Source organism: Nitrosopumilaceae archaeon AB1(1), from assembly GCA_033471095.1.
GTDB lineage: Archaea > Thermoproteota > Nitrososphaeria > Nitrososphaerales > Nitrosopumilaceae > Nitrosoabyssus > Nitrosoabyssus spongiisocia.
In genome coordinates this window covers 1,047,699-1,068,136 of sequence record CP136752.1, presented here as the reverse complement: position 1 = coordinate 1,068,136, position 20,438 = coordinate 1,047,699, and the positions used below count along the sequence as shown (strand labels likewise).

Sequence of the window (20,438 nt, the reverse complement as noted above, 5' to 3'; positions counted from 1 at the left end):
TACTATTCCTGTGAATTATTTGAGATTAAATCTGCCCATCGACTTATTTTATCATAGGGTATCACATCCACAGTGATTGAAGAGTCTGATAATAGAGATTGATTAGTTTCAGAATAAGTATCAATACACACAATACGTTTAACGCCAACAGTTATGGCCATCTTTGTACATTCAAGACAGGGGGATAATGTAGAGTAGAGTGTCAAGTTTTTACTTCCAGTACCAATTCCTAAAATTGCACAGTGCATTATTGCATTAGATTCAGCATGACTACAAACACATCGATCCAAAGATTCGCCTTGTTTTAAAGTATTATTAATTCTGTCCTGACATCTTTGACAACCACCCTCATAGCAGTTTTTCACTCCAGGTGGCGTTCCGTTATATCCAGTCGCAAGCTGACGATTCTCATTTACTATTACAGCTCCGACTTTGCGGACCACACAGTTGGAGCGCAGCTTGGCCAGCTCTGCTTGCAGCATAAAGTATTCATCCCAACTTGGTCGCTCAAATTTAACCATTCAGTATTGATAGAATAATAGGTTTTAAAAAGATAATAGAGATTTTGGTACAAAGTTGGTGTATAATTTGTGAATAAAGGATTCCATTTGGTCAAATAACGTTCAATATCAACTTATATTATTTATTGATTTATTCCTCAAATTATGCTAAAGAGTATAGAGTATATAGAACAGAAATTTATCAAAAAAAACTCTGTAGAGAAGAGAGATTATCAGACTAGTCTTTCAGAAAAAGTGAAATCAAACAACTGTATGATAGTTTTACCAACGGGTCTTGGAAAAACTATAGTAGCATTACAAGTGATAGCACAGTATTTGGCAGAAAAAGAAAAGGCGATTTTATTTCTAGCACCAACACGTGTACTTGTGAATCAGCATTTTGAATTTCTTAAAGCAAATATGAGCATAGATAGCATAGGATTACTAACTGGGGAAGAACCCATTGAGAAACGAAAGAAATCGTGGAAAAATGACATTATATGTGCAACTCCAGAGATTGTAAGGAATGATTTTGACAGAGAAATAGCAAAACCGAATCAATTTAGTTTGATAGTATTTGATGAAGCTCATAGAACAGTTGGGGATTATGCATACTCTACAATTGCCAAGAGAATTACAAATTTTAACAGTGTACGTATTCTTGCAATGACGGCAACACTGCCGAGTGAAAAACAAAAGATTGATGAAATCATATCAACACTACACATTGAAAAGGTTGAGCAAAGAAATGAGGATAGTCCAGATGTGACACCATACATACAGAAGACAGAGACACAGTGGTGTCAGGTAGACTTGCCAGCAGAGATGAAAACAGTTCAGAAATTATTAAAGATGGAATTAGACAGCAGATATACTCAATTAGCCAAGTCGGGATTGAATATAACGGCTACAAAATCGTTATCATCACTACTCCGAATTAGACCCATAGTAGTGAGTAGAATGCGATTCTGCTCAAAGGCGTTATTTACAGCCATCAGAATCACTTATGCCTTAAACATTTACGAGGCTCACGGTACTACATCATTTCTCAAATTCTGCGAGAGAGCAGAGAAAAAGGGAGGAGCAGGTGCCAAAGAACTATTCAATGAAGACTCGGAATTTGCAAGAGCCATACATTCAGCTAGAATATCACAGAAAAATGGACTGGAGCACCCCAAGCTTGATAAACTCATAGAGATATTACGAAAGCAAAAAAGTAAGGTAATCGTATTTAGTAGTTTTAGAGATTCAGTAGACACCATAAAAAGAGCACTTTTAGATGAAAATATTAGTGCAGAGATTTTAATTGGCAAAGCAGGTAAAGATGGATTAAAACAAAAAAAGCAGATAGAGACACTGCAGAGATTTCGAGATGGAGAATATCAGGTACTAGTCTCAACGCGTGTGGGGGAAGAAGGATTAGATGTTTCAGAAGTGAATCTGGTAATTTTTTACGATAATGTACCGAGCTCTATACGTCACATACAAAGAAAAGGTAGAACAGGTAGAAAAGAGACAGGTAATTTAATAATTTTGATGGCAAAAGATACCATTGATGAGGTATATTATTGGATCGGAAAGAAAAAAATGACAAAATCAAAAAAGATTACTGAAAAATTAAATAAAAATTTAAAACCCAAGAAAAAAGGTCTAGATAAATTTGTCTAGGCCAATCGTTTAATTATATGATAACCAAATTCAGTTTTTACCGGTTGTGATACTTGATCAATCTGTAATGAAAAGGCAGCTTGCTCAAATGGCTTTACCATAGATCCGCGACCAAAGAATCCCAGATTGCCATCACGCTTAGCACTACCAGTATCCAAAGACACTTCTCTGGCAATTTTGGCAAATTTGTCCCCTGAGGATAAACGCTCCAATACTGCCAAAGCCTCACTCTGCTTTGCTACCAAAATATGCAAGCAACGTATCTTATTCATGATTAATTTAGGTGTAATCATAGTTTAAAAAGAAATCAGTGTATCATTTCAAAAATGAGTATGCCAGATACAAAGAGAATGCCACTAATTCGACTAAATAGTATAGTCCTAGACATGAAGGATAACATTTGAGATGTATCTGAGGAGTGATGTTTTGACAGAGTGGTACCGGCATATATCCCCAAAGGAATACACAAGAGCATGATCAAACTGGATGGTGGAAACAAGTCTAGTATTACACCAATGAGTAATGCGCTATACGCAACACCCATAAAAATCCAAAATAAGTTTGATGCTTTTTGTCGTCCAAGAATGATTACTAGTGTTCTACGTCCTCCTGCCTTGTCTGCATGATAATCAGGGTATGATGTAACAAATAATACAAGAGACGATAAAGAACCAGCTATTACACCTCCCAGTAGAGATTCTACAGATAAATTTCCAGTTTGAATAAAAAAAGTTCCTAAAACAATCATTGTACCCTTGATCGCAACAAAAATTTCGGCAAGACCTGCATTTATAATTTTGGTAGAGTAGAAATAAACTGACAGAACAGCAAATCCCAATAATATACCAATTACATATCCACTAGTAATTACAAAATAGGTTCCTGCAATACATCCTAGAATCATGAAAATAATTGCAGCTGCAAATACATGTGATGGGACTAGTTTACCATCACCGACAGTACTAGTACCCCCACTCATTCCAGTTGAAGTGGTTTTAGAATCAATTCCTCGTTTATAATCCCAATAGTCATTGAATAAATCGACGCTAATGTGCAACGCCAAAATGCCGGCCAATGTAAGAATAGCGTCGGTGAGAGTGAAATGCCCTCCGTTAACCCAAGATAGTGCCAGACCTATGGATACTGCAATCACAGATGCCAAAAGAAACTTTAGACGCATTACACGTAGCCACAAACCTAGCATGAAAAATGGTAGATGGTTAATAATTTATTTTAATATATAATTTATAAATGGATAATTAATGAATTAGAGTATAATGGCAGATAATAAAAAACCTGGAGTGAAAAAATCTAAAAAAGCAATGAAAGCAGATAGCGAGGGTGGAATTAAAAAACCTACGATAAGAAGCATATTGCAAGAAAATGATGAGACCATGAAGATCATACTAGGATCTAAAGCAATTACAATATACGAACTGGCAAGAAAAACAGGAGTCAAAGTGTCTGCTGTAAATAAAATAATACGAAAATTAGAAAATGAAAAAAAGATAAAAAGAGTTGGTGGATTTAGCGGACATCGAGTTTATCAACCAGTAGCATAAAATTTTACTATATTTTTAGAACCTTCAATTACTATTCCATCTAAATCATCTAAAACATTACCAATCGGTGTCATAACTTTTGTAGTTGCATCCTGTAAGAATATACATATACTTTGATTTTCAGGTAGATATGCAATATCTCCACGCTTGAATTGTTTTTTTGGGCGCTCAATACCTGAAATTAATTTAGTTTGAAAATAAATAAAATCACGGTTCATATAATGTATGGTAGATTCCATTGGAAGAGCATTTGCAATTTGACGGACGATGCTAGGGGATAAATGTCGTTTTATATTACAATCAATCTTGATATTGTTTATATCCAAAGTTACTTTGAGATTTGAAATAAATGTCAAATTAATCACTTTGTGTTAATATTGGAATATATAACCGCTTTTCAATTCATTAATAGTTGTCCAAAGCTGAAGAACCAAGCTTGATTGGAGAGATCTCAGAAGATGAGGAAGTAGATCAAGTAGTGGAAAAAGCAATAGAAAATTTCCGTAAAATCATGGAGAATGAATTATCAGGTCTAGATACAACAAAGTTGGAAGAGAAAATAACTGCAATGCGAGAACGTAAAGTTATAGAAACAAATACAGTACATGAGATTCAAGAGATTGACATTAATGATAAAAGTGTAAATAAAACAGGAATTCCTACACTTACACGATTTGAAAAAGCAAGAATCATGGGAGCAAGAGCACTCCAATTATCACTAGGAGCACCACCATTCATATCAATACCAAAGACAGCAAGAATATCACTAGACATTGCAATGGAAGAGTTGGAACAACGTGTAATACCTATTACAATACGTAGAGTATTTCCAAATGGTGATTTTCAAAATATTCCACTAGATAAATTTGCAAAAAATTAATCAAAAGTGTATAAATACTATAAAGAATTAAACAACACATGGGTGTTATTGGCAAGGGTATGAAATGTAGTGTAGTTGAATGTGAAGAAGATGCCGTCAAATCATTAAATACTAAAAGAGTAGAGGAGTCAGGTTTGCGTGTCAAGGGTGGTAAAAAATCAGTGTTGTGTAAAATACATTATAAAGAATGGAAAAAGGAGACAAAGCAAGATAGAGAATTAGAACGATCACGTTTTGATAAATTTTAATATCTATTTATCATTCAATTTACTGGCCAAGTCGTAATCGTCATTTAATAAATCATAAAATTTGTCACCAGATTTGAAATAGTCTTGTTTTAACGTATCGTATAGTGAATCTAGACTTTTGTATAGTCTTTTTGGACGTCTAGGTTTCTGTGTCGCAAGTACGTATAGTACAAGAATCGGAAATGCAATTGTTGCATCAGAATATACAGTAATCATACCTTGATGAGGATCTTTGACCTTGCCCCAACTCTTTCCTTCTTGAAGAGTGGCGCCTGACAATCCACCAGTATCCGGACGTGCATCAGTTATTTGTATGATATAATCCTGACCACCGTTATTACGTCGCAGTATCTGATCCAACATTGGACCTGTTTGCTGACTNGTATTCTTTGGAACACCACCACCCAACTCTACGATAGCAGATTTTTTGGAGCTGTGTAAAATTGCAGCTTGCTGCAATATCTCTTTAACAAAATCCAAAGAATATGGTTTTCCACGCAAATAATGAACTGCCAAATTTAAAGCCAATGAAGAGTCCTTGAGGGTAGAGATGAATACTGGAACATCATATTCGAATGCAGATGCCACAAAACTTTTTTCAGGGTTTGGAGATTTTTCTTTATTTATTTTACCAATTCTATTACAAAATTCAGCAGTTGTAAATGGTGTATTTGGAAAACCATCACCAAACATCTTTTGTATTATTTGATCTTCAACTTCTAGGGTTTCATAAAATTTGATATATACATCTCTAATTCGTACAATTTCATTGGTGTATAATTTAGAATCATCTACATTAAAGTGCCCTTGTTTTACAGGTAGATTCCAAGCAAAATGATCTTCATGATACACATTAGCACCAGTAGTTATGAACCAGTCTACAAATCCTTTCTCAATTAATGTCTTAAATATTCCTCCAAATCCAACTGGAGTCAAGGCCCCAGACACTGCAAGACATATGGTAGCATCTTGAGATATCATCTCGGCGTATAATTTTGCAGCGTTACCTAGTTGTCTTCCATTGAACCCCATCTTGACATATGATTCCACAAGACCCTTAATCGTCATATCCGAATCTAATTTTATGTGTGGTATGTCACGACCTTGAAATTGATGTTTATCCATAATTACAATAGAAATTAGATATTAAATAATTCTTCGATAATTATGAGAAAATTATACAAATTCAATCTAAAATTTATTAAACGTGCAGAATGCGACATAATTATGCCAGTAGATCCAGTTTGCGGTATAGAATTAGACAAGGACGCTGCAGTTGTTCACAGTCACGAGGACAAGGAGTATTATTTTTGCTGCGACGGATGCAGAAAAATATTTATCAAAAAACCACGAAAATGGAAAAAATAATTAATAATAAATAACTAAATTGGCCACGCTCCACACATACGACAAAACATACCATTGTCAGGAATTGAATAATTGCAAAAAGGGCACGACTTTACATCACTATTAATTATTGGTGGATTATTATTTTGACAGTAAATCTCATAATAGTAGAGAGATTCTTTGCTCTGAATACGGATATGATCATTGTTTAATATCTTGGTTTTTTTAGATTCAAATTCCTCATTACTGGTATGTTGTTCAAAATAATTAGTAATATTAGATGTTCCAGAACCATCTTGCATCGCAGTCTTTTCGCGCCACAGTATAGAGTCGGGAATTTTCCCATCAAATGTTTCCCTCAATATCCATTTTCCAAACTTTTTACCAGAGTGATATTGTATTTTTTCATCAATAGGTAATTGTTTAGCAAACTGTACAACGTCTGGATCTAAAAATGGAGACTCTAGTGTTATGTTTAACGCCTTACTCAATTCTATTGAAGTGTATTTCATATTTTTCCATATTCGTTCAAGAATAAGTGAAAGTTCAGGTTTAGTTTTATGTTGCATAAAATTATAGCCGGCAAATAATTCATCTGCACCGTCACCGGTCACCATGCTAGTAATATTGGATTTTTTAGCAACACAAAGAGCAAGATAAATTACAATCGAATTTCTAATTTCAATATTGTTAAAATTTTTCAATATCAAGATACACTGATGTATAGCATCCAATATTTCAGGCATGGTCACAGATGTTACCACGAGTGGCAAATCAAATTTTTCAGATAAAAGTTTGCAGAATGGTAAATCAGGGGAATGATAATCTTGTGTGGTTATTGCAATGGCACTAGATATTTTATTCTGCAGATAAAACGACAATATCGAGCTGTCAAGACCACCGGATAAGGCAATAGAGGATGCACTACACCTATCCGTTGCACGATGCAGCAAGTCGTATAATACCTCAGAGTAGCCCAATATGATTTTATCATTGTCATGTTATATTAGATCAAAGATTCATATCAAATAATTTTAAGAGTGAAATTTGTATATCCCCACACAGAGTATCTTTATTCAGTGTAATTTTGAGATTACGAATATTTATGTATGATATGTGGTATTAATTTAGTAAAATTTAGATAAATTTTTTAGCATTAAATTATCAAGTCATTCATGAAGTATCTCTATTATATCATGCCAGTAATTGCTGGTATACTCGGTGGTGTATTAATCACTACACAGATAACAGATTCAGACGATACAGGATTTCAATTATCGGCTCAACAATTAATTAAAAACGGCTCACCCATCATGGGGGATAAAGACGCACCAATCACAATTTTAGAGTGGGGAGATTATCAGTGTACATATTGTGTTAGATTTCACTCTACAACACTAGATGAAATAAAATCAGAGTATATTGAAACGGGCAAAGTACGTTTAGTGTTTAAAGATTTTCCATTAAATGGTGAGCAGTCTTTACAAGCTGCAATTGCAACACATTGCGCAGATGAGCAAGACGCATACTGGGCGTATCATGATAAATTGTATAATAATTGGGGTGGTGAGAGAACAGGTTGGTTCACAGAAGAGGTGTTGAGAGAATTTGCAGTAGAGTTGAGTTTAGATGAAAGACAATTCAACACATGCTTGAAACAAGAAAAGTATAAAGAAGACATTTTACAAATGCAGGTTCTTGCAAGTGAATTAGGTATTAATGGAACACCTTCATTTTTAATATTTACAGACAAACATATCATAAATATACACGGTAGTCAGCCTTTTGAGGTATTTGACAAATCAATTACAGAACTACTTGCAAGGAAATGATTATTTATACTAAAAAAAACTATTAAACATTATGAAAGATGCAAAGTCAGTTAAATTATACAGGATTAGAAAGGTACTTGCCGAACTGACTCAAAAATCTGGTTCGGGTACAGAATTAATTACAGTATACATACCCAAGGGAAAGCAGTTACACGAAATTATCACAATTCTCAAAGAGGAGCAGGGAACAGCAGACAATATCAAATCAGACATTACAAGAACGCATGTTGTAGATTCTTTGGGCAAAGTAGTTCAGAGATTAAAATTATACAAAAAGACACCAGAACGTGGTCTAGTGATATTCTGCGGTGCCCTCGCACCAAAGGAAGGCGGACCCATAGGAAATGAGGTGGTTAGAATATTTGAGATAGATCCACCCAAAGAGTTGAAAACGTTTTTGTATAGATGTGATGATCATTTCCACGTAGATATTCTAAAAGATATGCTGCAAGATGATAACAGTATCGGAATTTTAGCGATTGATGCAAAAGATGCAGGATGGGGTCTACTACGTGGTGATAAAATAGAAGTATTGGCATCTACAGGCTCCGGTGTTGCAGGAAAACACAGGCAGGGAGGTCAATCAGCTAAGAGATTCCAGAAACTACGTGAGATGGAGTTGACATATTATTTTAATCGTGTTGCAAAGACAACAAAGGAATATTTTATAGATATTCACAAAGTAAAGGGACTCATAGTATCAGGTCCGGGACCCACAAAGGAGGATTTTGTCAATAATAATTATTTAGAATATAGACTACAAGATATGATTCTATCAGTAATTGATGCGTCATACGCAGGGTCTGAGGGAATACGAGAGGCGTTTGACAAGTCAAAAGACGTCTTGGTAAATTTTAGATTGGTAGAGGAGAAGGTATTGGTAGAGAAATTATTTCAAAAGATAAACACTCAATCAGGACTCGGAGCGTATGGGTTGGATGAGGTGATAGAACTATTAATGAATAATGTCACAGACATAGTTTTAGTTACAGATAAAATTGATAAAAACCGAATTGAGATGACGTGTAACAAGTGTAAGGGTGTAGAGAGTGCAATTGTTAAACAAAATGAAACCATCAAGAAACAGGCAGATATGAAAGCGGCTAGTTGTCCAAAGTGTAAATCTAGCGATTTGTCATTTATTATTACAGATATAATTGATTACATCTCTCTACATGCCGCAGAGAGAGGTGTTACAGTAGAGGTCATATCTGGAAAATCAGAGTATGGAGTCATGTTGGAGAGTTTGGGATCAGTTGGTGCAATATTGAGATACAATCCAATGCATTCAAAATAAAATTACAATGACAACTTTATTTTATCTGCCAACATATCCAACTCTGCTCGATTCCCTATAGTTCTTTTTGTCCAAACAGCTCCTGTGCTTGCATATCGTGGAATCAGATGTACATGAACATGTGGAACTATCTGTCGTGCAACACGACCATTATTTTGAGCAACGTTAAAACCACTAGCGCCGGTAACGGATATTATTTTCTTTCCAAGTACAGATACCAACGCAAATAATTCTCCCACATCCTTAGGAGTCATATCTGTAATCATTTCATGATGATGAATTGGGATGACTAGACAGTGACCTACATCTATTGGATATCAATCAAGAAACGCACAGTGTGTATCGTCACGATAAATAATACTAGATTCGGCCTTTGCACTCAAGATATCACAAAAGATACATGCCATATACAGAATCATAACACTAGATAGTATTAGATATTTTGTATGTATCCACGCTCTTTACGTCTTGATTTATAAAACAAGATGAATTCGATTCACATTATAGGTTATGAAGATTGGGTAAGAAAAGAAGAGAGGAGAGAGTAGTAAAGCGTGAAACCTTTGCATCCAAACAGCAACACCAAAAGAAAAAAAATACACTAATGGCATTAGGCGTACTGGCCATAGTAGCAAGTATAGTTGTGTATGCATCATACATTTTTGTTACAACAGAGGGAACAGCAATAGGTGCACCTCCCAACGCCGGATCACTTGGAGATGAACACGAACACGCATCAATGCTTACCATGATACACGGGGATAGATTTGATTATGCATCACCTGCATTTCAAGTAAAGACAACATGGATACACTTTGAGCGTCAAGATGGCGCAACAGTACACAGACACGCATCAGGCGTAGATTTGGCATATCTATTCAATTCATTAAGCATTGGACTTGACAAGGAATGTTTCATATTCCCAGATGGTAAACAGTTTTGTACCAATGATGATTACTCGTTAAAATTTTACATAAATCATAAACTAGTCCCAGACATAACAGAGTACGTAATTCAAGAAAATGATAGAATTCTAATATCATATGGTGGGGATACAGAAGAGCAGATCAACGAACAATTGACGTTGCTTGATGCTCAGCCAATACTCAGTTAGAATTATTCATTATCATTAAGACTAAATTATAGGTATACAAATTCTCTCTAGTATGTCAATATCAAGTAGAAATGTGGTGCAGGGAGTATCTCGTGCCCCACACAGAGCAATGTACAAAGCTATGGGTCTGACAGACGATGATCTAGAGAAATTATTTGTGGGTGTATGTCATACTGGAAACGAGTCTACACCTTGTAATATCCATCTACCACAACTAGCACAGAGTGCAAAACAGGGAGTGACAAATTCAGGTCTAACACCGAGGATATTCTCAACAATAGCGGTAAGTGATGGAATAGCAATGGGGCATGAAGGAATGAAATCATCATTGATATCACGTGAAATTATTGCAGATTCCATAGAAATTATGATGAGAGCACATCAGTATGATGGGTTGGTTGGAATCGCAGGATGTGATAAAAGCCTCCCAGGAACTATGATGGCAATGGCACGATTAAACCTACCATCTGTATTTGTTTATGGTGGTACAATAATGCCAGGAATGTTACAAGACAAAGAGTTGACCATAGTTGATGTGTATGAGGCAGTAGGATCATTTGATTCAGGAAAGATCACATTAGAAGAGTTGAAAGATATTGAAAATACCGCATGTCCTGCAGAGGGATCTTGTGGTGGAATGTTTACGGCAAATACAATGGCATCAATTTCCGAGACAATAGGTCTTGCATTACCTGGAAGTTCTAGTCCACCAGCACAAGATAGCAGACGAGATAAAATGGTGTACGAATCTGGTTTTGCAGTTGCTAATTTAATTACAAATGGTATAAAGCCACACGACATTTTGAGTTTTGAGGCATTTGAGAATGCAATTACCATCCTCAATGCAATTGGCGGTTCTACTAATGCAATTCTACACTTGTTGGCATTGGCACATGAATCAGGAATAGAATTAACGTATGATGATTTTGAGCGTATACGAAGAAAGACACCACATTTGGCAGATATGAAACCAGGTGGCAATTATGTAATGAACTCACTTGATAGTATTGGAGGAATTCCCCTAGTGCTAAAACGACTATTATCAAAGGGATTAATCCATGGTAATTGTATCACTGTCACAGGTAAAACGATTAAAGAGAATCTAGAGAGCATGAACATTCAAGAGACAGAAACAAAAATTGTAAGAAATATTGACAATCCATTACACCCACAAGGCACAGCTGTGATTTTACACGGTTCTCTTGCTCCAAAGGGAGCTGTGATAAAGACAGCAGGTGTAGACATGACAGAATTTACAGGTAGTGCAGTTGTATTTGACAGAGAAGAGTTTGCGTTTGACGCAGCATCAAAAGGTGAGATTGAAGAGGGTAGTGTCATTGTTATCAGATATGAAGGACCACGTGGAGGTCCCGGTATGAGAGAGATGTTGGCAACGACAGCTGCGATTGTTGGACAAGGATTAGGTAAAAAAGTTGCAATGGTAACAGACGGACGATTTTCTGGTGGCACACGTGGGTTTATGGTAGGGCATGTATCCCCTGAAGCATTTAATGGCGGTCCAATAGCATTAATTAAAAATGGAGATAAAATTAGTATAAACATAACAAATAATTCTTTAGATTTGCATGTACTGCAAGAAGAGTTGGAGAAGAGACGTAAAAATTGGACATGTCCTAAACCAAACTATACAACCGGAGCTCTTGCAAAATATGCAGCACTGGTAAATTCAGCAGATAAAGGTGCCACTACACAACCAGTTTAGGATGCATATCACAGAGAAATATCAGATCATCTAGGTGAGAGACTGGGGTTAAAGTGTGACCATCATTTACACCCATACCACATACATGACATTTAAGCGACATTGTCTTTGTCATGCCAAAAGACTGACCTTGACGAATTGGTAGCGGATTAATCTGTATTACCTCAGATATATAACGAGTCATGCTGATGCATAGAATAACGGTTATTTAAAAGTACCGTACTTTATGGTACATTAATGTACAATTCATAAGGATTTTCTAAATCCACGTATGAAACGAGTCATGGTATGCTCTATCATATTTGCAGGAGTTTTTTGAGTTAATTTTACAAGTGCGCTACCAATTATTATAGCATCAGCACCAAATGAGACGTACCTTGACGCATCAGAGGGAGTACGAATTCCAAATCCAACTCCAAGCGGAATTATATTAAAAGATATTTTACAAGCATGTGCTATTGCCTTTGGCGTATACTTTGGTATATTTTTTCTAATTCCAGTAGTACCATAGACTGCCACCATATATAAAAATCCAGTAGATAATTTTGCAATTTTTTTTATTCGAGTTGCAGGTGTGTTTGGTGAGATTAGAAATATTGTGTCACATTTGAATTTTTTTGCAGTTTTCAAATAAAGATCAGATTCCTCAATAGGCAAATCTGGAATTATGAATCCATCAATTCCTGCTCTCGCTGCACGACTAATTGTTTTTTCAAATCCATTTTTGTAAAAGATGTTAGAGTATGTCATTAGTACTAGAGGAACGTCAGTGAATTTTCTAATTGCACGTACCATGTCGAAAAATTTATTCAAAGAAAATCCAGAGTTGATAGATGTCAGACTTGCGTTTTGAATTACAGGACCGTCGGCTAGAGGATCAGAGAATGGGAATCCTAATTCAATAATGTCTGCTCCCCCTTTGAGCATGCCTTTTACTGCAGAGATTGTAGAGCGAGTATTTGGAAATCCGGCCATCACATAGGTTACAAGAACCTTGGTGTTCTTTTGTCGTGCCTGTGAGAATACAGAGTCAATTTTTGTCATGAAAAATACCTCGTACCAAATCCACATCCTTGTCACCACGTCCGGACAGAGTAATCACTACAGACTCGGATCTCTTCATGTTAGATGCGATCTTGATTCCTTCGGCTACAGCATGAGCAGACTCGAGTGCAGGAATTATGCCCTCTGTGCGCGATAAAGTAATGAACGCATTTAACGCATCCTTGTCTTTTACAGCGACATACTTTACACGTCCTGACTCTTTAAACTGAGCGTGTTGTGGTCCTACCGCAGGATAGTCAAGACCTGCAGCTATACTATGAGTAGTAGATACCTGACCGGCAGAGTCCTGAAGCAAGTATGTCAACATTCCATGTAAAATTCCAGGAGTTCCAAAAGAAAGTGTCGCAGAGTGGAGTCCAGTCTTCAGACCACTACCTGCAGCCTCTACACCAAACATTTTTGCACTAGAATTTAACAGGGGGTAAAATGTACCAATTGCATTTGATCCTCCACCAACACATGCAACTACACCATCAATAGATTTATTATTCTTTTTCATTTGAGATTTGATTTCTTTGCCGATCACACTTTGGAAATTTCTCACCATTGTCGGATACGGATGTGGTCCCACAGCAGAACCCAACAAATAATGTGTATTAGTAATATTTGCAATCCAATCACGAATAGCCTCATTGATTGCGTCTTTTAGTGTCTGCGAACCAATCTTGACAGATTGTACCTTGGAGCCTAAAAGTTCCATACGATAAACATTTAGTCGTTGTCTCTGCGTATCCTCATACCCCATGTAGACAAGACAGGGCAGTTTGAGCGCAGAGCATGCCATAGCAGTTGCTACACCATGCTGTCCTGCACCGGTTTCAGCAATGATACGTTTTTTATTCATCTTTTTCACTAATAGTGCTTGACCGATAGCATTGTTTATCTTGTGAGCTCCTCCGTGTAGTAGATCTTCACGTTTTAGATATATTCGAGCACCGCCGACTTTGTCAGTAAGGTTTTTTGCAAGGTATAATGGTGTGGGGCGTCCTGCATACTGTGTTAAATAATAATTAAACTCTTTTTGAAATTTCTTGTCACCCCAATGTTTGTTAAATCCTCTCTCAAGTTCATCAAGTGCAGGAAGCAGAGTTTCAGGAACAAACTGTCCACCGAATTTTCCAAATTTACCTTTCAAAATGATTTCACCAATCTCTCAACACTTGCTTGTATATCATTACTAATCATTATACTAGAGCCGACAAGAAATGCGTCAGAGCCGCATTGACGTAACTGTAGTATATCAGAGGAAGACTCAATACCACTTTCAGATATTATGGGACATGATTTCTCAAAGTTTTTCAACAATTTACAACTAGTATTCAAGTCTATTAACATATTATCAAGATTACGATTATTAATTCCAATTAAATCAGTTCCAGTCTTAGATGCACGATTCAACTCTTGTTCTGTGTGTACCTCAAGTAATACTAGTAATCCCAAACTATGAGCATAATTAATTAAATCGTCTTGTCCTGATACAAGATTTGAGTCAAATATGCCCTGAATGAGTAGTATTATGTCTGCCCCCATTTTGTGTGCAGCGTCAATTTGTACTCTATTAATAATGATATCCTTCATGAGTAATGGAGCATTTACAGCCTGTCTTACTTTGATGAAATACTCTGGTGATCCATTAAACAGATGAGGTTGTGTGAGGACAGATATTGCACTAGCTCCTCCCTGAATCATTAATTTTGCAATCTCAGTAGGATTCTGACTCTGTCGAAGAGTGCCTCTAGACGGAGATGCAAATTTAATCTCAGTAATTAATACAGGGTAATCACTGGATTGAATTATTTCTAAAATGTTTTGTGATGATTTTGTCAGATGCTCATCAATACGATAAATATTATCATCAATTGCTTTTTTAGAATTTTCAACTAGTGTAGCTGAGTATGCCAGTCATGTGACATCCAACTTTTGTTTACAGCCTGTTTTTTTCATAAAATCTAAAAGAAGTTTTTCAGATTTTCCACTATTCATTACATCTAATGCCAAATCCAGACCCTCTTGTATATTACTAGCAATTCCCGAGACAGCAAGACCGGCTGCAGCATTAAGAGTTATAGTGTCAGTCATCCCCCTAGTCCCTGTACCTTTAACACCATTGATAAATTTAGAGATTGCGTCAGTGAAGGAAGTCACACTCAATTCGCTCAGAGTGGATCGTCTCAGACCCAAGTTTTCAGGAATGATATCCTGATTAGTTTTAGAGTCGCGTGTTTGAAACGAAATCTTACCAGTGTCACAAGATGATAATTCATCCATACCGTTAGATGATATTATAGTCATGATTCGATTCGCTCCACGATTAATTAATAGTGGGGGAAGAGAGTGTAGATATTTTTCTGCCGAGACTCCAATCACTTGATTCTTTACTCTTGCAGGATTGCACAACGGTCCTAGTATGTTAAAGATGGTTCTATGAGGGATTTGACGTCTTGCAATGGCTACATGTTTCATGGAAGAGTGAAATGTGGGTGCAAACATAAAGCACAAATGTGTCTCTTGTAGGAAATCAGAAACATACAAGGCATTCCCAGATAGATTATAATTTAACCACTCAAAGATATCTGCACTTCCAGCATAACTGCTAGAGCGATTTCCATGTTTTGCAACAATAGCACCTGCGCTAGCAGCTACAAAGGATGCAGCAGTAGATATGTTAAACGTGTTCAGTCCATCACCGCCTGTACCACACATGTCAATAACAGAATTATCTTTCAGAGGAACCGGAACACAGAAAGAGTCTATAGAGTCTAGCATCCCAAGTATCTCAGCATCTGTTTCACCCTTGGCATAGAGATTTGTCATGAAATCCACATTTTGAGATGTTGTATTCTTTCCTTGTAGAATATTATTCATAGCTTTGACGGCTTGATTGTATGTGAGATCATGTTTGTCTTTTAATATGGATGAGAATTTTTCAGTCATCTATTCTTCACCAGTTTTATAAAATTCTCCAAGATTTTTTTACCTTGTGGAGTCATTATGGATTCAGGATGAAATTGTACACCATAAATAGGATATTCTTTGTGATGAATAGCCATAACTTCACTGTCATCACATGCAATAGCAGTCACATCAATACAATCAGGTATGGTGGTTTTCTCACCCACAAGTGAATGATACCTAGTGGCAGAGAAGGGATTTGGGATATCGCAGAATAGTACATCAGGGGTATATTCAATCATACTTGTTTTTCCATGTCGTACACATGCAGCATTGGTAACTTTGCCACCATACGCATGAATAATTCCCTGATGTCCAAGACAAATTCCTAAAATTGGTTTTGTCGGACCCAATTCCTTTATCACATCAAGACATATTCCAAAATATCGCTTGTTTGTAGGAGTTCCAGGACCGGGGGATATCACTATGGCATCATAATTTCCTTGTTTGATTTGTTGCAGTGTGATGGCATCATTCCTAATAACATCAGATTCTACACCCAAATCTCCTAAATATTGAGCAACATTGTACACAAAAGAGTCGTAATTATCTATGATTAAAAATTTCATAGACTCGCCTCCCTCAAAGACTGTAGCATCGCCTCAACTTTATTTATGGTCTCTTGAAATTCATTTTCAGGTACGGAATCTGACACAATACCGGCACCGGCTTGAACATATCCATCATCCTTGTTTAAAAACATACTTCGTATTGCAATTGCAAAGTCACAGCACCCAGTATATGAAAAATATCCAATAGCTCCGGCGTATGGACCACGTGTTTGTGGTTCCAACTCGTCAATTATTTCCATAGCACGTATTTTAGGAGAACCAGAGACTGTACCTGCAGGAAAAATTGATTTGAATGCGTCATACATGTCAAATTTTGAAGATATTGTTCCCATCACATGTGTGACCATGTGCTGAACATGACTAAATTTTTTAATTGACATCATACTAGGTATTTTCACTGTTCCATATTTGCATACTTTGCCTATATCATTTCGTCCCAAATCAACTAGCATGGTATGTTCTGCAAGTTCTTTTTCATCATGTAACATATTATTTGCAGAGGATTCATCAGTGATATGATCACCTGTTACTGCTCGTGTTCCTGCAATAGGGAATGTCTCAACTGTGTCATCTGTAATTCGTACAAGCATTTCAGGTGATGCACCAAGTATTGTCCTAGAGTCATTTTTAAGATGATACATGTATGGAGAGGGGTTAATTCTCCTCATGGTATCATACACTTGCATATGATCCCCTCGTACTTTGAATGAGTGCCTTCTAGACAACACCACTTGGAATATGTCACCGGCGTAGATGTAGTCTTTGGCCTTTGTCACCATCTTCTCAAATGTATCTTTATTCATGTTTGGTGTAATGTCAGATACGGAGAATTTAGTAGTAGCAGATTTAGTTTTTTTAAATTTATCAAACCTATTATCAGAATAATAAAAATAAAATGGTTTGTCTAATTTTTTATCATAAATTATACCATCGTCATAAATTCCAAATTCTAACAATGGCTCTTGATTTTTATGAGAAGACACAACATCGCCGAATAATGAGATTGCCTCATAATTTATGACTCCAACTGCTCCACCAAGGTATCGATGATTACTTTGCTTCTGTAGTGTATTGTCAGCAAGTAGTTTACGAATTTCAACTAGTGGATCGTCAGTATGTATGGTTTGACTAGTTCCATCACGATTACGCATAATCATATGATCAGCATAACACGAAACCACAATTTTTGGATCAAAACCCATTATACTAATTTCAGCAAGTGATCCTGGACCACTTAGTGATTCGAAGAGAAAGGAGTGAGAGTAATTCGGAGAGATACTTTGGTACAGTTCAAAACGATCGGCATCAGCTGATGTGAATAATATGTGGGGGTTGGCCAAAGGTATTCACCCATAATTTTATAATTAAAAATTGCTATAAAAACATAATGTATGTAGATTCTGTGAAATTATCGAGGGATAATTATGTATCATCATAGATGATTCTTCAAAACTCGTATGGTTTCACAAGGGTGTTCAGTTAGAGTGGTGGAATTTTGAACCATGAATTTCAAAATCTATGAATTCACATCATTAGCCTATGTTGCCTAATTCCTTTTTTAATCAACGCAGATTTTGAAACGTTTTTTATTTTCTGGGCGTTCAAAAAATGATTAATATATCAGATTTGAGCCTTATCCATACAAGTGTCAATTCTACCACACACATTTTTTTTACCATCTTTAAATCTATCTCTACATATCTTACAGTTTTTGAAAATTCTTCCAATTCGTCTAATCTGTTTATGAGATGAGAAGTAATAGATTCGTCAAGTCGTTTGTAAAGTCTTCCTCGGTATCTCTTTCTATATATTGTGAAGATGCGCCTAGTGCATTTTTTTGTTTCAAATGGAGTTTCTTATCTTCAACAATATACTCTGAAATTATATTACAAAATTAAAAGAGATGAAAGAAGAAAAACATGTTGATTATAAATTAATTTTTACTTGATTATAAATTTAGAGAAAATAAAATCAATTAATGAACCTATGAGTTTGTTACTGCAATTACTATTCAGAGAAAATGTTGAGATCTTGGATAAATTGTCAAACATCAATCCATCTACCAATTATTTTTATTGTGCTAATGATAAATTTAATAATTATAAACAGAATATTGGTGTTAGTGGTTTCGGAGCTGGTTTAGAAACGGGTTAACATGTTGATGATTTTATAATATCTGTATGTACTAAATGTAAATATAGTATCCTTATAAAACCTGATTATTGGTCATAGTATTTTAATTAATATTTTATGATTAGTTTAAAAAATAATTAAATTTAAAAAAATAAATATTGAGATGAGTTTATTCACTATAAATATTTTGGATTCTGTTTATAACAAAGTAATTTCATATTATGATGTTGTTGAAAAATAAACCAATATTCATTGCAATAATTACACTATCTATAATCACTGTAACTGCAGTTATCGCTTTAGAAGAATCCATTTCTGTCTCTGATAGAGTGGAGACAGAAGGTATTCCAGTTACATCTAACGATGAACCCATCACTTCATCATTTTCAAGTTATGCTGGGATGGGTGTTTTAACTCTCACACTTTCTAATCTCCCCACATTAGGGGAAACAGCTGAAGTTGTCTTAGTTGCTAATAATACTTCAGGATCATCTGCTCAAGCATCAATTTTTGTTGGTGGTGTGTCTTTAAGTGAACACTTTGAAGTTCTAAATCTCCCATCAAATATTCAATCAACTAATTATAGTGGATATTTTAGCATAGAACCAATACCACATGATTTACAACCAAATGAAATATTAACCATGAATTGGACTATAAGAGCTGTAAAAGAGGGTGAAGTCTGAAATCTATGGCATCGGTCTAACTGATACTGATACAATTCGATTAGTTATTGGTGCAGAAGAAACACTACTCAAAGAAGATTTTGACAGATTATATCCTCCACAAAGACAAGGTTCTCCTCCACAAGGTGATTATTCTAATCATTCTACACGTGATGAAGATCCAAATGAAGTGGTAGATAACTCTGTAGTTGTGATAATAACAGATGATCAAATTAGAGAACAAATAGAACTAATTAGTGAAGAAATAGAACAAATGGGATATGATGATGATGATGTGATACATGAGATACTTGTTATGCTCAAAGAACTCCTTGCAAATTCAACATCTACTGAAGATTCAGATTTAGAAAAATAATCTTTCTTGGATTCAATACTACCAAAGGCCTATGCATCCACCTCTCCAACTTTTGCTTTACATGGAACAATAACTAATATCAATTCACCTTATGATCCTGACAGTGAAACAAGTGTTTATGATTTAATGGTGTGTGCAGTAGATAGAAAACCTCTCTAGTAATGGTAGTTTTACTACTCTTCATTTTGTAAATGGAAATGATGCTTGCACAAGAACTTTCGAGTCTGGACTCTATTATATTGAAAATATTGTAAATGATGATCCAAATGATACTACCGGGGCAGATGTGTATCTTTTGTATAAGACCCCCAACATCTTTATCATTTGAGGACAACTTTGATGATTTAGACAATTGGTCAAAATCCGGTTATGATTGATGGAGTGTTGTCTCTTCCTGGGGTGAGGATTTACCAAAAGGTGAAACTAGCTTTATTGCTGCAAACAACTCTGATATTAAATGCATCCTGAACTAGCGAGACCATTGACTTGTCCTCTCTCGATCTG

The 20,438-nt window shown here is 35.8% G+C and carries 28 protein-coding genes; 14 read left to right on the top strand and 14 right to left on the bottom strand.

Annotated elements, in window-relative coordinates; translation table 11 throughout:
- Window positions 1-2: 2 nt before the first annotated feature.
- The gene (locus tag R1F52_06320) at window positions 3-521 is read right to left on the bottom strand and encodes a dCMP deaminase family protein (GenBank protein WOV92721.1); all 519 of its coding nucleotides are present in this window, start codon (window positions 519-521) and stop codon (window positions 3-5) included.
- A gap of 144 nt (window positions 522-665) precedes the next feature.
- Here R1F52_06320 and R1F52_06315 point away from each other — a divergent pair, with 144 nt between their 5' ends.
- Complete coding sequence (locus tag R1F52_06315; protein WOV92720.1) at window positions 666-2,168, top strand: helicase-related protein; 1,503 nt, start codon at window positions 666-668, stop codon at window positions 2,166-2,168.
- Here the strand turns inward: R1F52_06315 and R1F52_06310 are convergent.
- Together R1F52_06310 and R1F52_06305 are read right to left on the bottom strand one after the other, a co-directional pair.
- A complete protein-coding gene (locus tag R1F52_06310) occupies window positions 2,165-2,443 on the bottom strand; it encodes a peptidylprolyl isomerase (GenBank protein ID WOV93878.1) in 279 nt (92 codons plus the stop codon). The two genes, R1F52_06315 and R1F52_06310, sit on opposite strands and share 4 nt — an antisense overlap.
- A gap of 32 nt (window positions 2,444-2,475) precedes the next feature.
- Complete coding sequence (locus R1F52_06305; GenBank protein WOV92719.1) at window positions 2,476-3,372, bottom strand: prenyltransferase; 897 nt, start codon at window positions 3,370-3,372, stop codon at window positions 2,476-2,478.
- A gap of 73 nt (window positions 3,373-3,445) precedes the next feature.
- Here R1F52_06305 and R1F52_06300 point away from each other — a divergent pair, with 73 nt between their 5' ends.
- Window positions 3,446-3,730, top strand: coding sequence for a helix-turn-helix domain-containing protein (locus R1F52_06300; protein WOV92718.1), 285 nt, complete (start codon window positions 3,446-3,448; stop codon window positions 3,728-3,730).
- On the opposite strand, the gene R1F52_06295 is transcribed toward R1F52_06300, so the two are convergent.
- Entirely contained in the window at window positions 3,715-4,086 is a 372-nt protein-coding gene (locus tag R1F52_06295) for a cyclophilin-like fold protein (protein ID WOV92717.1), read from the bottom strand. The genes R1F52_06300 and R1F52_06295 overlap by 16 nt on opposite strands.
- Window positions 4,087-4,142: 56 nt before the next feature.
- Here R1F52_06295 and R1F52_06290 point away from each other — a divergent pair, with 56 nt between their 5' ends.
- Window positions 4,143-4,610: a DNA-directed RNA polymerase subunit K gene (locus R1F52_06290; protein WOV92716.1), complete on the top strand. Its 468-nt coding sequence runs from the start codon at window positions 4,143-4,145 to the stop codon at window positions 4,608-4,610.
- A gap of 38 nt (window positions 4,611-4,648) precedes the next feature.
- Window positions 4,649-4,858: a hypothetical protein gene (locus R1F52_06285; GenBank protein WOV92715.1), complete on the top strand. Its 210-nt coding sequence runs from the start codon at window positions 4,649-4,651 to the stop codon at window positions 4,856-4,858.
- A gap of 3 nt (window positions 4,859-4,861) precedes the next feature.
- On the opposite strand, the gene speY is transcribed toward R1F52_06285, so the two are convergent.
- Window positions 4,862-5,983, bottom strand: coding sequence for a deoxyhypusine synthase (gene speY, locus R1F52_06280; GenBank protein WOV92714.1), 1,122 nt, complete (start codon window positions 5,981-5,983; stop codon window positions 4,862-4,864).
- A gap of 42 nt (window positions 5,984-6,025) precedes the next feature.
- Here speY and R1F52_06275 point away from each other — a divergent pair, with 42 nt between their 5' ends.
- Window positions 6,026-6,226, top strand: a complete 201-nt coding sequence (locus R1F52_06275; protein WOV92713.1) for a YHS domain-containing protein — start codon at window positions 6,026-6,028, stop codon at window positions 6,224-6,226.
- A gap of 14 nt (window positions 6,227-6,240) precedes the next feature.
- Here the strand turns inward: R1F52_06275 and R1F52_06270 are convergent, their stop codons facing one another.
- Window positions 6,241-7,185, bottom strand: coding sequence for an asparagine synthase C-terminal domain-containing protein (locus tag R1F52_06270; protein ID WOV92712.1), 945 nt, complete (start codon window positions 7,183-7,185; stop codon window positions 6,241-6,243).
- Window positions 7,186-7,380: 195 nt separating this feature from the next.
- Between R1F52_06270 and R1F52_06265 the strand changes: the two genes are divergently transcribed.
- Complete coding sequence (locus R1F52_06265) at window positions 7,381-8,037, top strand: DsbA family protein (GenBank protein ID WOV92711.1); 657 nt, start codon at window positions 7,381-7,383, stop codon at window positions 8,035-8,037.
- A 31-nt stretch (window positions 8,038-8,068) separates the two neighbouring features.
- Entirely contained in the window at window positions 8,069-9,334 is a 1,266-nt protein-coding gene (prf1, locus tag R1F52_06260; GenBank protein WOV92710.1) for a peptide chain release factor aRF-1, read from the top strand.
- A 2-nt stretch (window positions 9,335-9,336) separates the two neighbouring features.
- Here the strand turns inward: prf1 and R1F52_06255 are convergent, their stop codons facing one another.
- Window positions 9,337-9,645 (bottom strand): HIT family protein, encoded by a 309-nt coding sequence (locus R1F52_06255; GenBank protein ID WOV93877.1) that lies wholly within the window; start codon window positions 9,643-9,645, stop codon window positions 9,337-9,339.
- A gap of 206 nt (window positions 9,646-9,851) precedes the next feature.
- Between R1F52_06255 and R1F52_06250 the strand changes: the two genes are divergently transcribed.
- On the top strand, window positions 9,852-10,448 hold the full coding sequence (locus tag R1F52_06250) for a protein-disulfide isomerase (protein ID WOV92709.1): 597 nt from the start codon (window positions 9,852-9,854) through the stop codon (window positions 10,446-10,448).
- 52 nt (window positions 10,449-10,500) lie between these two features.
- Window positions 10,501-12,171: a dihydroxy-acid dehydratase gene (ilvD, locus tag R1F52_06245; protein WOV92708.1), complete on the top strand. Its 1,671-nt coding sequence runs from the start codon at window positions 10,501-10,503 to the stop codon at window positions 12,169-12,171.
- Here the strand turns inward: ilvD and R1F52_06240 are convergent.
- The 7 genes from R1F52_06240 to R1F52_06210 all read right to left on the bottom strand — a co-directional run bounded on the left by R1F52_06240 (window position 12,155) and on the right by R1F52_06210 (window position 18,100).
- Complete coding sequence (locus R1F52_06240; protein ID WOV92707.1) at window positions 12,155-12,355, bottom strand: hypothetical protein; 201 nt, start codon at window positions 12,353-12,355, stop codon at window positions 12,155-12,157. The genes ilvD and R1F52_06240 overlap by 17 nt on opposite strands.
- A 62-nt stretch (window positions 12,356-12,417) precedes the next feature.
- Window positions 12,418-13,215, bottom strand: coding sequence for a tryptophan synthase subunit alpha (trpA, locus tag R1F52_06235; GenBank protein WOV92706.1), 798 nt, complete (start codon window positions 13,213-13,215; stop codon window positions 12,418-12,420).
- Window positions 13,202-14,371: a tryptophan synthase subunit beta gene (gene trpB, locus R1F52_06230; protein WOV92705.1), complete on the bottom strand. Its 1,170-nt coding sequence runs from the start codon at window positions 14,369-14,371 to the stop codon at window positions 13,202-13,204. The genes trpA and trpB overlap by 14 nt, the downstream gene beginning before the upstream one ends.
- Entirely contained in the window at window positions 14,368-15,030 is a 663-nt protein-coding gene (locus tag R1F52_06225) for an indole-3-glycerol-phosphate synthase (GenBank protein WOV93876.1), read from the bottom strand. Before R1F52_06225 ends, trpB begins: the two co-directional genes overlap by 4 nt.
- Window positions 15,031-15,138: 108 nt before the next feature.
- Window positions 15,139-16,170, bottom strand: coding sequence for an anthranilate phosphoribosyltransferase (trpD, locus tag R1F52_06220; GenBank protein WOV92704.1), 1,032 nt, complete (start codon window positions 16,168-16,170; stop codon window positions 15,139-15,141).
- The gene (locus R1F52_06215) at window positions 16,167-16,757 is read right to left on the bottom strand and encodes an aminodeoxychorismate/anthranilate synthase component II (GenBank protein WOV92703.1); all 591 of its coding nucleotides are present in this window, start codon (window positions 16,755-16,757) and stop codon (window positions 16,167-16,169) included. The genes trpD and R1F52_06215 overlap by 4 nt, the downstream gene beginning before the upstream one ends.
- Window positions 16,754-18,100, bottom strand: a complete 1,347-nt coding sequence (locus R1F52_06210) for a chorismate-binding protein (GenBank protein ID WOV92702.1) — start codon at window positions 18,098-18,100, stop codon at window positions 16,754-16,756. Before R1F52_06210 ends, R1F52_06215 begins: the two co-directional genes overlap by 4 nt.
- 652 nt (window positions 18,101-18,752) lie before the next feature.
- Between R1F52_06210 and R1F52_06205 the strand changes: the two genes are divergently transcribed.
- From R1F52_06205 to R1F52_06185, 5 genes are all read left to right on the top strand, one after another.
- Complete coding sequence (locus tag R1F52_06205) at window positions 18,753-18,914, top strand: hypothetical protein (protein ID WOV92701.1); 162 nt, start codon at window positions 18,753-18,755, stop codon at window positions 18,912-18,914.
- A gap of 209 nt (window positions 18,915-19,123) precedes the next feature.
- Window positions 19,124-19,579, top strand: coding sequence for a hypothetical protein (locus R1F52_06200; GenBank protein ID WOV92700.1), 456 nt, complete (start codon window positions 19,124-19,126; stop codon window positions 19,577-19,579).
- On the top strand, window positions 19,569-19,934 hold the full coding sequence (locus R1F52_06195; GenBank protein ID WOV92699.1) for a hypothetical protein: 366 nt from the start codon (window positions 19,569-19,571) through the stop codon (window positions 19,932-19,934). The genes R1F52_06200 and R1F52_06195 overlap by 11 nt, the downstream gene beginning before the upstream one ends.
- Window positions 19,935-19,940: 6 nt before the next feature.
- Window positions 19,941-20,093: a hypothetical protein gene (locus tag R1F52_06190; protein ID WOV92698.1), complete on the top strand. Its 153-nt coding sequence runs from the start codon at window positions 19,941-19,943 to the stop codon at window positions 20,091-20,093.
- A gap of 95 nt (window positions 20,094-20,188) precedes the next feature.
- Window positions 20,189-20,311 (top strand): hypothetical protein, encoded by a 123-nt coding sequence (locus tag R1F52_06185; protein WOV92697.1) that lies wholly within the window; start codon window positions 20,189-20,191, stop codon window positions 20,309-20,311.
- Window positions 20,312-20,438 lie beyond the last annotated feature (127 nt).

What these genes read in the sequence shown, in the direction of transcription:
- R1F52_06320 (WOV92721.1), bottom strand. Translation starts at nt 521, where the DNA reads ATGGTTAAATTTGAGCGACCAAGTTGGGATGAATACTTTATGCTGCAA.
- R1F52_06315 (WOV92720.1), top strand. Translation starts at nt 666, where the DNA reads ATGCTAAAGAGTATAGAGTATATAGAACAGAAATTTATCAAAAAAAAC.
- R1F52_06305 (WOV92719.1), bottom strand. Translation starts at nt 3,372, where the DNA reads ATGCTAGGTTTGTGGCTACGTGTAATGCGTCTAAAGTTTCTTTTGGCA.
- R1F52_06300 (WOV92718.1), top strand. Translation starts at nt 3,446, where the DNA reads ATGGCAGATAATAAAAAACCTGGAGTGAAAAAATCTAAAAAAGCAATG.
- R1F52_06285 (WOV92715.1), top strand. Translation starts at nt 4,649, where the DNA reads ATGGGTGTTATTGGCAAGGGTATGAAATGTAGTGTAGTTGAATGTGAA.
- R1F52_06275 (WOV92713.1), top strand. Translation starts at nt 6,026, where the DNA reads ATGAGAAAATTATACAAATTCAATCTAAAATTTATTAAACGTGCAGAA.
- R1F52_06265 (WOV92711.1), top strand. Translation starts at nt 7,381, where the DNA reads ATGAAGTATCTCTATTATATCATGCCAGTAATTGCTGGTATACTCGGT.
- prf1 (WOV92710.1), top strand. Translation starts at nt 8,069, where the DNA reads ATGAAAGATGCAAAGTCAGTTAAATTATACAGGATTAGAAAGGTACTT.
- ilvD (WOV92708.1), top strand. Translation starts at nt 10,501, where the DNA reads ATGTCAATATCAAGTAGAAATGTGGTGCAGGGAGTATCTCGTGCCCCA.
- R1F52_06240 (WOV92707.1), bottom strand. Translation starts at nt 12,355, where the DNA reads ATGACTCGTTATATATCTGAGGTAATACAGATTAATCCGCTACCAATT.
- trpA (WOV92706.1), bottom strand. Translation starts at nt 13,215, where the DNA reads ATGACAAAAATTGACTCTGTATTCTCACAGGCACGACAAAAGAACACC.
- trpD (WOV92704.1), bottom strand. Translation starts at nt 16,170, where the DNA reads ATGACTGAAAAATTCTCATCCATATTAAAAGACAAACATGATCTCACA.
- R1F52_06215 (WOV92703.1), bottom strand. Translation starts at nt 16,757, where the DNA reads ATGAAATTTTTAATCATAGATAATTACGACTCTTTTGTGTACAATGTT.
- R1F52_06185 (WOV92697.1), top strand. Translation starts at nt 20,189, where the DNA reads ATGATGATCCAAATGATACTACCGGGGCAGATGTGTATCTTTTGTATA.